This window comes from Streptomyces tubercidicus (assembly GCF_027497495.1).
In the GTDB taxonomy this organism is placed as follows: Bacteria; Actinomycetota; Actinomycetes; order Streptomycetales; family Streptomycetaceae; genus Streptomyces; species Streptomyces tubercidicus.
Genome location: NZ_CP114205.1, coordinates 3669635 through 3682396, shown reverse-complemented (window position 1 = coordinate 3682396; position 12762 = coordinate 3669635). Strand labels below are relative to the sequence as shown.

At 71.6% G+C, this 12762-nt stretch carries 9 protein-coding genes; 4 read left to right on the top strand and 5 right to left on the bottom strand.

Translation table 11 applies throughout. The features are described 5' to 3' along the window. Nucleotides 1-245: 245 nt before the first annotated feature. From acs to STRTU_RS15860, 4 genes are all read right to left on the bottom strand, one after another. The gene (acs, locus tag STRTU_RS15875; RefSeq protein ID WP_159744124.1) at nucleotides 246-2213 is read right to left on the bottom strand and encodes an acetate--CoA ligase; all 1968 of its coding nucleotides are present in this window, start codon (nucleotides 2211-2213) and stop codon (nucleotides 246-248) included. A 341-nt stretch (nucleotides 2214-2554) separates the two neighbouring features. Continuing rightward, nucleotides 2555-2800: a hypothetical protein gene (locus STRTU_RS15870; protein WP_174878874.1), complete on the bottom strand. Its 246-nt coding sequence runs from the start codon at nucleotides 2798-2800 to the stop codon at nucleotides 2555-2557. Between the two features lie 274 nt (nucleotides 2801-3074). Next, a complete protein-coding gene (locus tag STRTU_RS15865; protein ID WP_159744122.1) occupies nucleotides 3075-5405 on the bottom strand; it encodes a bifunctional SulP family inorganic anion transporter/carbonic anhydrase in 2331 nt (776 codons plus the stop codon). 328 nt (nucleotides 5406-5733) lie between these two features. Beyond that, nucleotides 5734-6720 (bottom strand): ATP-binding protein, encoded by a 987-nt coding sequence (locus tag STRTU_RS15860; protein WP_159744121.1) that lies wholly within the window; start codon nucleotides 6718-6720, stop codon nucleotides 5734-5736. A 101-nt stretch (nucleotides 6721-6821) separates the two neighbouring features. Here STRTU_RS15860 and STRTU_RS15855 point away from each other — a divergent pair, with 101 nt between their 5' ends. Further along, nucleotides 6822-7706, top strand: coding sequence for a Fic family protein (locus STRTU_RS15855; RefSeq protein WP_159744120.1), 885 nt, complete (start codon nucleotides 6822-6824; stop codon nucleotides 7704-7706). A 368-nt stretch (nucleotides 7707-8074) separates the two neighbouring features. Here the strand turns inward: STRTU_RS15855 and STRTU_RS15850 are convergent, their stop codons facing one another. Beyond that, nucleotides 8075-8983 (bottom strand): HAD-IB family hydrolase, encoded by a 909-nt coding sequence (locus STRTU_RS15850; RefSeq protein ID WP_159744119.1) that lies wholly within the window; start codon nucleotides 8981-8983, stop codon nucleotides 8075-8077. A 460-nt stretch (nucleotides 8984-9443) separates the two neighbouring features. Between STRTU_RS15850 and ssd the strand changes: the two genes are divergently transcribed. From ssd to STRTU_RS15835, 3 genes are read left to right on the top strand one after another with little or no spacing between them, the layout of a single operon-like run. After that, the gene (gene ssd / locus STRTU_RS15845) at nucleotides 9444-10682 is read left to right on the top strand and encodes a septum site-determining protein Ssd (protein ID WP_159744118.1); all 1239 of its coding nucleotides are present in this window, start codon (nucleotides 9444-9446) and stop codon (nucleotides 10680-10682) included. Then, on the top strand, nucleotides 10679-11845 hold the full coding sequence (locus tag STRTU_RS15840; protein ID WP_159744117.1) for a TadA family conjugal transfer-associated ATPase: 1167 nt from the start codon (nucleotides 10679-10681) through the stop codon (nucleotides 11843-11845). Before ssd ends, STRTU_RS15840 begins: the two co-directional genes overlap by 4 nt. Beyond that, nucleotides 11842-12762: a type II secretion system F family protein gene (locus STRTU_RS15835; protein ID WP_159744116.1), complete on the top strand. Its 921-nt coding sequence runs from the start codon at nucleotides 11842-11844 to the stop codon at nucleotides 12760-12762. Before STRTU_RS15840 ends, STRTU_RS15835 begins: the two co-directional genes overlap by 4 nt.

The following is a 12762-nucleotide window of genomic DNA, read 5'->3' as shown; positions in this document are numbered from 1 at the left end:
CGGCAGCTGTGTACGGCTGTTGCAGTTGCCGACCAGACTTCCCGGCGCACCCAGAGTTTTTTAGCGTGTCATTGACGCGTGTCCCACTGTACCGGGCGGGTGCAAACAGCTATCCGGCGGTCTCACTTTACGGTCAATCCGGACGCCGGGCCCTTGGGGAGGCCGCCGCCGGGCCACGGCGAGGGGGTACGGCAAGGGGGCACCCGGCCGCGTCGGCCGGATGCCCCCTTCGTGCCTCGTCCCGCTCAGTCCTCGCTGGCCGCGCTCGGCAGCTTCGCCTGGATCAGGTCCATGACCGAGGAGTCGGTGAGAGTGGTGACATCACCGAGGTCACGGTTCTCGGCGACATCGCGCAGCAGCCGCCGCATGATCTTGCCGGACCGGGTCTTGGGCAGCTCCGCGACCGGAAGGATCCGCTTGGGCTTGGCGATCGGGCCGAGCTGCTGGGCGACATGCGCGCGCAGCTCGTCGACCAGGCTCTCGTCCTCCGCCGCACCGCCGCGCAGGATGACAAAGGCGCAGATGGCCTGGGTGGTCTGCGGGTCGGCGGCGCCGACGACCGCGGCCTCGGCCACCTTCGGATGCGAGACCAGCGCCGACTCGACCTCGGTGGTGGAGATGTTGTGGCCGGACACCAGCATCACATCGTCCACCCGGCCGAGCAGCCAGATGTCGCCGTCGTCGTCCTTCTTGGCGCCGTCCCCGGCGAAGTACGTGCCCTCGAAGCGCGACCAGTACGTGTCGAGATAGCGCTGGTCGTCGCCCCAGATCGTGCGGAGCATGGCCGGCCAGGGCTCCGTCAGCACCAGGTAGCCACCGGCGCCGTCGGGGACCTCACGGGCATCGTCGTCCACGACCGTCGCGGCGATACCGGGCAGGGCCACCTGCGCCGAGCCGGGCTTGGTCGCCGTGACGCCCGGCAGCGGGCTCAGCATCATCCCGCCGGTCTCGGTCTGCCACCAGGTGTCGACGATCGGCGCCTGGTCGGCCCCGATGTGCTTGCGGTACCACATCCACGCCTCGGGGTTGATGGGCTCGCCCACCGACCCGAGGACGCGCAGCGACGACAGATCGAACTTCGCCGGGATGTCGTCGCCCCACTTCATGCAGGCACGGATCGCGGTCGGCGCGGTGTAGAGGATCGTCACGCCGTACTTCTGCACGATCTCCCACCAGCGCCCCTGGTGCGGGCTGTCCGGCGTGCCCTCGTAGAGCACCTCGGTCGCCCCGTTGGAGAGCGGGCCGTAGGTGATGTACGAGTGGCCGGTCACCCAGCCGACGTCGGCGGTGCACCAGAAGACGTCGGTCTCCGGCTTGAGGTCGAAGACCGCGTGGTGGGTGTACGACACCTGGGTGAGGTAGCCGCCGGTGGTGTGCAGGATGCCCTTGGGCTTACCCGTCGTACCGGAGGTGTAGAGGATGAACAGCGGGTGCTCGGCGTCGAAGGCCTCGGGCGTGTGCTGGTCGCTCTGCCGGTCGACGATCTCGTGCCACCACACGTCCCGGCCCTCGTGCCAGTCGACGTCCTCCTGGCCGGTGCGGCGCACGACGAGGACGCTGCGGACGTTCTCCGTGCCGGGCTTGGTCAGGGCGGCGTCGACGGCGGGCTTGAGGGCGGACGGCTTGCCGCGGCGGTAGCCGCCGTCGGCGGTGATCACCACGCGGGCGTCCGCGTCGTTGATACGGGTCGCCAGGGCGTCCGCGGAGAAGCCGCCGAAGACGACCGAGTGCGGGGCGCCCAGGCGCGCACAGGCCAGCATGGCGATGACCGCTTCCGGGATCATCGGCAGGTAGATGGCGACCCGGTCGCCGCTGCGCACGCCCAGCTCGGTCAGCGCATGGGCGGCCTTGGAGACCTCGCGCTGAAGCTCGGCGTAGGTGATCGAGCGGGTATCGCCGGGCTCGCCCTCGAAGTGGATGGCGACCCGGTCACCCAGGCCGTTCTCCACATGCCGGTCCACGCAGTTGTAGGCGACGTTGAGCTTGCCGTCGGCGAACCACTTCGCGAAGGGGGCGTTCGACCAGTCGAGGGTCTGGGTGGGAGCGGTCTCCCAGGACAGGCGTTCGGCCTGCTCGGCCCAGAAACCCAGCCGGTCCGCCGCGGCCTGCTCGTACGCGGCAGCCGTGACGTTGGCGTGCGCGGCCAGATCGGCGGGCGGCGGGAACCGCCGCTCCTCCTTGAGCAGGTTGGAGAGGGAAGGATGCTCGTTCACTGTCCCATCTCCTCCTTCGGCAGGTTGGAGAGGGAAGGACGCTTGTCCATGGCTCGGCTCCTGGTGCGTCTGCGGTGGTGTAGACCAATTATCCGAATGCTCAATGATCATGGGGAGGCTGGTCAACCCCTTCCGATCCTGGCACTAATGACCCGGCGGGTACAGCTCCCTCTGCGGCCGCGAACCTCTCGGTCGTTGCGCGACGAGGCGGGCCGCGCTCGGTGAAGTGTGCGGCGGGTGTTGCCGCTTGGCGGCGGCGGTGCGGACATGCGAAAGAGGCCCGCTCCTGGCGGGCCCCTTGGGTGCTGCGGTCGGTGGCCTGCGCCAGCCGTGCTGCCTGATCAGCAGCCCGGGAACACCGCCGCCGGGGTTTCGAAGGTCCCTTGCCCCCTGACCTTGAGCAGGCCAACGGCCTTCTTGCAGGGCCAGCTCATCTTCCAGGTGCTGGTGGCCCGGTCGCCGTCGCTGATGGTCTCCAGTCTGTCGTACGACGAGGAGCTGCCCATGCGGTACCCGAGCTGTGCCTTGATGTTCGAGCCACCCTTTTTGGTGTAGAAGACATCGATGGACTGGGGCCGGCTGTTCATGGAGATGCAGAGTTGGCCCTTGCTCAAGCTCGTGCACTTGACGTGGTCCGACCCTGACGCCACCTTCTGCGACGCGCGGGTGGGCGGCGCCTCGGCTCCGGCCGCGTGAGCCGGAACAGTGAGAAGCGAGAAACCGACGGCCGCGCACGCGGCGGCGGCCAGTGAGGCACGACGAATCATGCAAATCTCCCCCGTTCAGTAGTTTTCTGACGGTACAAAAGATCAGCCACTCGCACGACCCATTTTCGGACTCGCTTCCGCCTTGTCCGACAGGTCAGACCGTGACCGGCGCCGGTTCCGCGCGCACCGCGCAGAACCGCCCGGCGGCTTCGTCGAGCACATATGCCTGGGCCTCGCCGACATGGAAATACATGCCGTGCAACGCCAGCGTGCCCTCGGCCGACCGGCGGGCCACACACGGATGCGCCCGGAGGTGGTCGAGCTGCTGCATGACGTTGACCAGCGCCAGCCGTTCCTGCTCGTCGCCCACCGGACGCCCGCTGAGGGCGACTTCGCCCCGTCCGCGCCGTCCGATGCGCTGCATACGGGCCAGGCTCGGCCGGCCGTGCCGCAGCCAGCGGGCGAGCGGGGTCGGCTCGGTGTCGTCCGGTGCGGCCGCGCCCAGCAGCGCCCCCATGGCACCGCACCCCGAGTGTCCGCACACCGTGATCGAGCCGACCCGCAGCACCTCTACCGCGTACTCGATCGCCGCTCCCACGGAGTCGCAGGAGGAGTCCGAGCCGGGCGGCGGCACCAGATTGCCGACATTGCGCACGGTGAACAGATCGCCCGGCCCGCTCGACGTGATCATGCTCGTGACCAGCCGGGAGTCGGCGCAGGTCAGAAACAGCTGGGTGGGCCGCTGGCCCTCGCGCGCCAGCCGGGACAGCTCCTCGCGCACCAGCGGGGCCGTATGGCGCTGGAATGCGGAGACCCCGCCCAGCAGTTGGCGGCCGCTGCTCTCCGGGACGGCCGCCGGGTCCGGGGCGGGCCGGGTGCAGTGATGGTTGCGCCAGGGCGTCCACGGCCGGCAGGAGTGCGCACCGGCCTGCGCGGCGACCGTACGGCCCGAGCGGCCGCCGAGGGTGACCCGGCCGCCGTGCGCCTGGTGGGTGGCCGACCAGGACTGCAGCGCCTCGTAGGCGGCATGATCCATGAACGAGCCGTGCAGCTCGACGACGACCTCGGTGTGCGCCGGGACCTGCGCCAGCGCCCGGCTCAGCCGCGGCACCGCCAGAAACGTCAACTGCCCGCTGACCCGCACCCGGTGGCCGTCCGCCTCCTCCGTCACCGTGATGCGGGTGTGCGTCAGCCGGCGCAGCGCCAGGAAGACCGCGACCGCGATGCCCGTCGCCACCCCCTGGAGCACCCCGAAGAGCACGACACCGCCCAACGTGGCGGCATACACCGGGAATTCACGGTGCCGCTGTACATGCCGGATGTGCGCGAAGCTCACCATCCGTACGCCGACGACCATCACCAGCGCGGCGAGGGCGGCGAGCGGAATCAGCTCCAGCGCCGTGGCCAGCAGGCCCGCGCACAGCAGCACCCATACGCCGTGCAGCACGGTGGCGCGGCGGGTGGCCGCACCGGCCCGCACGTTGGCCGAGCCGCGGATCGCGCCCCCGGAGATCGGCAGCCCGCCCAGCAAGCCGGAGACCGTATTGGCCACGCCCTGGGCGGCCAGCTCACGGTTGAGCCGCGCGCGCCCAGTAGGGGCGTCCGGCCGCTCGGCCGCCAACCGGTCCACGGCCACCGCCGACAGCAGTGACTCCATGCTGGCGACGAGGGTGACGGTCAGCACCGCGGCGGCCAGCGCCGGAAGAGAGGCGTCCGGAAGCACCGGCAGTTCGGGCATCCGCCAGGACGGCAGCTCCACCCGCGCCACCTCCGTCCCCGCGCTGACGGCCGTCGCGGCGAGCACGGCGGCCAGCGGGGCGGGCAGCACCCGTGCCCAGCGCCCGGCGCGGCCCGGCAGCCGCCCCCAGCCGAGGAGTACGGCGACGGTGACGGCGCCGATCAGCAGCGCGACCGCGTGCGGGTGCGCCAACTGGCCGGGCAGCGCGGCGGCATTGTCGAGGGCCGAGCTGTCCGGACTGCCGCCGAGCACCACATGGAGCTGGCCGAGGGCGATGGTGGCCCCGATACCGGCCAGCATGCCGTGCACGATCGCCGGGCTGATGGCCAGCGCGGCACGGGCCACGCGCAGTGCGCCCAGGGCGAGTTGGGTGAGACCGGCCAGGATCGTCAGCGCGCAGGTGGCGCGCCAGCCGTAGCGCTGCACCAGATCGGCGGTGACCACCAGGAGGCCGGTTGCCGCGCCGCTCACCTGGAGCGGAGCGCCGCCGAGCAGACCGGCGACGATGCCGCCGACAACTGCGGAGACCAGACCCGCCTGTAGTGGGGCGCCCGTGGCCAGGGCGAGCCCCAGGGACAGCGGGACGGCGAGCAGGAAGACGACGACCGAGGCCGAGAGGTCCCGGCGGACGGCCGGACCCTTCTGCGCACGGGAGCCGGGCCGGGACGGCGTACGGGACTCGGGTGGGATCTCGGTGCGGTGCGGGGTGTGCGGCGGCTGCGGCGGCGACTTCTCGGTCTGCGACATTCCCGTCTCCTCCGGGGCGACGCGGTCGCGCGGGGCGCGATCGTGGGCGGCGGTGTACTGCGGCGGGACGTGAGCCGACCGGCGGCGGCCACCGTTGGGTGACGGTCCGGTGACTCTCAAGCATCGGCAAATGAACCGTAATGAGAGGTAAAGGTAAGGAGAGGTTTTTGCGGTCATTCGCCGCAATCCTTCCCCCTATCAGGTGAATACGGGGACTTTCGTCTTGTGGTTTTCCCTCCTTTTCCTGGCGCTGAAGTCACGACGCGGGACGGGCTGCCACCGGGGCAAGCGGTCGACCCGTTGGCGCCCGCCCGCGTCGTCCGGCAGATCAGGCGGGTTGTGGGGTGGCCGCTCCCTCGGAGAGCACGAAGGCGGGGTCGACCTGGGCGGCGAGATCGACTCCGGTCTTCGCATTGCCCCAGCTCTCCGCGTTCTTCAGGTGGAAGTGCACCATCTGCCGTGTGTAGCGCTCCCAGTCGCGGCGCCCGTAGGCGGCATCGGCCGTGTGGTGCAGCGTCTCCAGGGCCTGCCGGTTGACCTCCTCCAGCTGGTCGAAGCGGGCCGGGCGACCCTTCTCCATGGCGCGCACCCAGTCGGAGTGGCCGACGGTGACCAGCAGGTCGTCGCCGGCCTCCTCGCGCAGGAACGCCAGATCCTCCGGGCCCTGCACCTTGTTGCCCACGACCTTCAGGGGGACGCCGAAGTCCCGTGCGTACTCCTTGTACTGGCGGTAGACGGCGACGCCCTTACGGGTCGGCTCGGCGACCAGGAAGGTCATGTCGAAGCGGGTGAACATCCCGGAGGCGAAGGAGTCGGAACCGGCCGTCATGTCGACGACGACATACTCCTCCCGGCCGTCCACGAGGTGGTTCAGGCACAGCTCCACGGCGCCGACCTTGGAGTGGTAACAGGCCACGCCGAGATCGGACTCCGTGAACGGCCCGGTCGCCATCAGGCGCGCGGCGGTCCCGTCGAGGTCCACCGTCCGGACGCAGGCGTCGTAGACCGGGTTGTCCTCGCCGACCCGCAGCAGTCGTGACCCCTCGCCAGGAGGGGTGGTCTTGATCATTGATTCGGAGGACGGGATCCGGGGGTTGCTGCCGCGCAGGTAGTCCTTGATCAGCGGCAGCTGGGCGCCCATCGCGGGCAGCGCGGCGGCCTCCGCCTCGTCGAGACCGAGCGCGGCGCCCAGATGCTGGTTGATATCGGCGTCCACGGCGATCACGGGGACCCGGGAAGCGGCGAGATGCCGGATGAACAGGGAGGACAGGGTCGTTTTGCCGCTGCCGCCCTTGCCTACGAAAGCGATCTTCATGTTCACCAAGGGTAATCTTGATCTCGCTGCGGGTGAGAGAGCTGGGTGAGGAAGACCACTCCTTCGAGGGGTCCGGCCTGGTGGTGCGTAGGGTCGTACCCATGGCTGGAAACTCCCGGGGGACGCCCCCCGAACCCCCACAGGCGAGCGCCGATCCGCTCGTGACCCTGGCCTCGCTCCCGGGGGTCGCCGACTCCGTGGACTCCGTACGCAAGGGCGTCGACCGGGTCTACGGGCACCGGATCATGCGACGCCGGAGCAACGAGGTGACATCCGAGGCGGCGCTGCGCGGAGCGCGCGGTTCCGCGGCTCTTTCGGGGGCCGACTGGGCGCTCGAAGAGGTCCGGCGCCGCACCGACTTCGGCGTCGAGGGCGAGCCGCGCACGGTCGGCGCGGCGCTGCGGCTGACCGCGGAGGCCGGGCAACTGCTCAGTGTGTGGCGGCAGTCGCCGCTGCGGGTACTGGCGCGGCTCCATCTGGTGGCCGCGTCCAGTGGGGCGCGAAGCGCCGATGAGGCCGGGCGGGCGGCCGACGAGACGGTGGGGCGGCCCCGGCTCGGCGCCGAGCCGGTGGACGAGCCGCTCATCGAGCTGCCGCTGCCGGATGCCGACGAGGTGGCCGGGCGGCTGGACGGGCTGGCGCGGCTGCTGCTCGCGGGCAGTGAGGCGCCGGCGCTGGTGACCGCGGCAGTGGTGCACGGCGAGTTGCTCGCCCTGCGGCCGTTCGCCACGTGCAACGGGCTGGTCGCGCGGGCCGCCGAGCGGATCGTGCTGATCGGCAGCGGACTGGACCCCAAGTCGATCTGCCCCGCCGAGGTCGGTCACGCCGAACTGGGGCGCGCGGCGTATGTCGCGGCCCTGGAGGGCTACGTCTCGGGCACCCCGGAGGGCGTCGCGGCATGGATCGCGCACTGTGGACGCGCGGTGGAACTCGGCGTACGGGAGAGCACCGCCGTCTGTGAGGCGTTGCAGCGCGGAGCGGCATAACGGCCGTCGGGCGAAACGCCTGAGGCGGCGTCCGCGGAATTCATGAAGGATTTCTTCATTCGCCCCTGAACAAGGGTTGCGGCGGTACCAATCGGTGGTACCGCCGCTGGCATGTCCGCCGGGTTACCAGAGCGTGCTCGATATGTGCCCATCAGGTCGGAATCTTCGTCCGGTTACCTGGTGCGGCTGGCCCGTAATCGACGGGTCGGCGTCGCGTGGGTGCCCAGCATTCATGCATCGGTCCGTGGGCCACTTCCTGCGTTAAAGGTGTTCCTCTCGGATGTCCTTGGTCTCGCGGGCCGTTAAGTCCTTTGTACTACTCGGGCCGGGCAAGCGGAACCCTGTGCTCCAGATCTTTACGTTTGACTTCAAACGCGCTCATTACGGATGGCGCGACCGCTCCGGCCAATAAGACCGAGGCGTGGCTTTGTGGTTTTCCGTCGGCTCGCGTACCAGACCAGTGTCGCGGTGGCCATGGCCGCACCCACCGCGGCCATGGCGGCGAGGACCGGCCGCGAGGGCATCGACAGCGTCGGAAGCCGCTGCTTGAGCGGGACCGGCCGGTTGAAGGAGAGAACCGGCCAACCCCGCGCGGCCGCCTCGCGGCGCAGCGCCCGGTCCGGGTTGACGGCAAAGGGGTGGCCGACCGCCGCGAGCATCGGGACATCGGTGGCCGAATCGCTGTAGGCGTAGCAGCGATCGAGGTCGTAGCCCTCGGAGACGGCGAGCTCCCGCACGGCCTCCGCCTTGGTCGGGCCGTAGGCGTAGTACTCCACCTCACCGGTGAAGCGGCCGTCCTCGTCGACGACCATACGGGTGGCCACCACCCGGTCCGCGCCCAGGAGTTCGCCGATCGGTTCGACGACCTCGGCGCCCGAGGTGGAGACGATCACGACGTCCCGCCCCGCGGCGTGATGCTCCTCGATGAGCGAGGCCGCCTCGTCATAAATGATGGGGTCGATCAGGTCGTGCAGCGTCTCGGCGACGATCTCCCGCACCTGGGCCACATCCCAGCCGCGGCACAGAGACGAGAGATATTCCCGCATCCGCTCCATCTGATCGTGGTCGGCGCCGCCCGCCAGGAACACGAACTGGGTGTACGCAGTGCGCAGTACGGCGCGCCGATTGATCAGGCCGCCTTGGTAGAACGACTTGCTGAAGGTCAGCGTGCTCGACTTAGCAATGACGGTCTTGTCCAAGTCGAAGAACGCGGCAGTACGGGGAGTCGAGTGAGGCACGGAGTGGTTTTCCACGGGGCGAGCATAGGCGCCCACCATTCGGCGTAAGGTGTGGCGCGTGGGTTTGCCTGAGAAGGCTGTCGGGTACACCATGGAAGTCACGGATCGTTCGCGACCGTGCTAACCCGGTCCGGCTCCTCCCCCCCCCGAGTCGGCCGTGGGGACGACCCCCGCTCTCCCCCCCGGCGGGGGTCGTCGCATGTCCGGACGCATTTTCCGCCGCCGGATCTTGATCCGCACTTCTCCTTGCCTGCTCGGCCCTCAGGGCTGCGACGCCACCGCAACATTACCCTCCGTAGTTGTCGCGCTGCTCTGAGGAAGGCCCCCTCGATCCCCGGAAGTAGCCGCCGGTCGCCGGAATAGGTGACGGGGTTATTCACAGCCACGGAGTTGTCCACAAATTCAGGTCAAGATCCACAAGATTTTCCCGATCGGTGCAGCGTGAAAGTCCGCGAGTTCGCGGAGTCGCGTAGCGATGGGGGGACGGAAAGTGGCCGGAATGACGCCATGGGAACGGCCGGTCGGCACCGGCGAGGAGCGGGGCGGGCCGCTGATCATCACCGAGGACGAAAGACTGCTCGACGATCTTCTGCGGCTGTGTGCGGCGGCCGGGGCGCTGCCTGAAGTGGCACACGGCCTGCCTGCCCGCAGAGGGGACTGGGAGGCGCCGCCTCTGGTGATCGTCGGTGCTGACTGCGCGCCGCGCATGCGCGGGGCCGGGCGGCGGGCAGGCGTCATCCTCACGGGGCGGGATGCGGACGATCCGGCGGTTCTGCGGCTGGCCGTCGCCCTCGGGGCCGAGCGGGTGCTGGCTCTCCCCGACGGCGAGCGCTGGCTGGCGGGCCGGATCGCCGATGCGGTCGAGGGCGTCGGGCCGCCGGCCCTGACGGTCGGCGTCCTCGGCGGCTGCGGCGGCGCCGGAGCGAGCACCCTGGCCGGTGCGCTGGCGGTCACCGCGGCCCGTACGGGACGGCGCACGCTGCTCGTCGACGGCGACCCGCTGGGCGGTGGGCTGGACGTCCTGCTGGGCGGCGAGAAGGAAAAGGGCCTGCGCTGGCCCGCGTTCGCCGAATCGCGGGGGAGGGTCGCCTCCGGAGCACTGGCCGAGTCACTGCCGCGGCTCCACTCGCTCCGGGTCCTCAGCTGGGACCGGGGCTCCGACGTCACCATCCCGCCCCCGGCCATGCGCGCCGTCATGGCCGCGGCGCGCCGACGCGGCGGGGTCGTGGTGGTGGACCTGCCGCGCCGGGTCGACGCGGCGGTGACGGAGGCCCTGGCCCAGGTGGACATGGGCCTGCTGCTCGTCCCGACGGAGCTGCGCGCGGTCGCGGCGGCGCAGCGGGTCGCCGCCGGGGTGCAGCGGGTGCTCGGTGATCTGCGCGTGGTGGCGCGCGGGGCACCCGGCCGTCATGGGCACGGCCTCCCACCGGACGAGATCGCCCGCCTCATGGAGCTGCCCCTGGCCGGTGAAGTGCCGTGGGAAGCGGGCCTGTTGGCCGATCTGTCGCGAGGGGTGCCACCGGGGGCGCAGATGCGTGGGCCACTGGCGAGGTTCTGTACGGCGTTCTGGGAGCGGCTGACGGACAGCCGGTGCGATGGCGGCGGGATGCCGTCCGACACGGGGTCGGGTCCCGTCGGCGTATCGGGGCGCGGCACGGGGGCCGGGGCCGGTGCGGCGGGGCCCGTGGTGGCCCCGATGGCTTCCCGTCCGGTCGGCCGTGGCGGAGGCCAGGCATGAGCCACGGACCGGACCTGCTGGAGGTGGTGCGCCGGCGGCTCGCGGAGGCCGGGGCGGAGCCGACGCCCGCCCGGGTGGCCGTGGCATTACGCGAGCAGGGACGGCTGCTGGGAGACGCCGAAGTGCTGGGCGTGGTGGCCGCGTTGCGGTCCGAGATGGTGGGCAGCGGGCCGCTGGAACCACTGCTGGCCGCGCCCGATGTCACGGACGTGCTGGTCACCGCCCCGGACGAGGTGTGGGTCGACCGCGGCGGAGGGCTGGAGCGTACGGAGGTGCGCTTCCGCGACGCGGCGGAGGTACGCAGGCTCGCCCAGCGGCTGGCGGCGGTGGCCGGCCGGCGGCTGGACGATGCCCGGCCATGGGTGGACGCCCGCCTCCCCGACGGCACGCGGCTGCATGCCGTACTGCCCCCGGTGGCCGTCGCCGGGACCTGTCTGTCCCTACGGGTGCTGCGGCCGCGAGCCTTCGGCCTCGCCGAGCTGGTGGCGGCCGGCACGGTCCCGCCGGGCGGTGACCGGCTGCTCCGGGCGCTGCTGGCGGCCCGGCTCTCTTTCCTCATCAGTGGCGGTACGGGCTGCGGCAAGACCACTCTGCTCAGCACACTGCTCGGCCTGGTCGGCCCCGCCGAGCGGATCGTCCTGGCCGAGGACTCGGCGGAGCTGCGGCCGGACCATCCCCATGTGGTGCGGCTGGAGACCCGGCCCGCCAACCAGGAGGGCGTCGGCCGGGTGACACTGCGGGACCTCGTACGGCAGGCGCTGCGGATGCGCCCGGACCGGCTGGTGGTCGGCGAGGTGCGCGGAGCCGAGGTCACGGATCTGCTGGCGGCCCTCAATACGGGCCATGAGGGCGGCTGCGGCACGGTCCATGCCAACGCCGCATGCGATGTGCCCGCGCGCCTGGAGGCCCTCGGTTCGACCGCGGGCCTGGATCGCGCCGCGCTGCACAGCCAGCTGGCGGCCGGGCTCTCGGTCGTGCTGCATCTCGTACGCGACCGGACCGGGCGGCGCCGGATCGCCGAGCTCCATGTCCTGGAGCGGGACCGTGACGGCTTCGTGGTGACCGTGCCTGCCGCCGTCTGGGGCCCGGCCGGATTCCAAGAAGAGCGCGGCTGGGGGCGGTTGAAGCAGCTGTGTGAGCGGGGCGGGGGTGGGTTCGGATGAGCGTGGCCTCGGTGGCGCTGGTGGTCGCGGTGCTCTGCGCGGGCGCCGCTCTGCGGTCGGCCGGTGGCCGGCCGGAAGACGTACGGCGGCGCGCCCGGACCCTGCTCGGCGGCCGTGGAGAAGCGGACCCAACAGGGGGATGGCGGGCCTGGCTGCGGGGCGAGGAGGCGCGGAAATGGTGCGCGGGGCGGCTGGTCGAGGGGGACGCGGGGCGCCGTTGGAGCATCGGCCGCTGGGGAGACATCGGGCAGGAGGTCTGGTGTCTGCCGGTGGGGCTGGCGCTGGCGGTGCTGGGCGGATCCGTCGTCCCGGTGGCGGCGTCCGTGGTCGCCGTGTTCCTCGTCCGGCGGTGGCTGGTCACCCGTGGCGCGGGGCGGGTGCGCGAACGGCGGGCCGCCTCGGTGATCGGGCTCTGCGCGGCGGTGGCGGGGGAGCTGCGGGCCGGGCGGCAGCCGGCGCAGGCCCTGCTCGCCGTGGGGGCAACGGGCCTCGGGGCGGGCGGCTCGGCGGTGCTGGCGGCCGCGCGGTACGGCGGCGATGTCCCCCAGGCGCTGCGTGGGGCGGCGCGGCAACCGGGCGCCGAGGGACTGACCGGTATGGCCGCGTGCTGGCAGGTGGCCGTGGAGGGCGGTGCGGGACTGGCCTCGGGCCTGGAGCGGATCGCGGCAGGGCTCAGGGCGCAGCGGGATCAACGCGATGAGCTGCGCGCCCAGTTGGCGGGCCCCCGGGCCACCGCGCTGATGCTCGCACTGCTTCCGGCAGCCGGGCTCCTGATGGGCAGCGCACTGGGCGCCGACCCACTGCGGGTGCTGCTGCACACCTCGGCCGGGTGGGGCTGCCTCGTGGTCGGGGGGCTCCTGGAGTGGGGCGGGGTGGCCTGGACGGCCCGGATCGTCGCGGCCGCGGAAGGCGCGTAA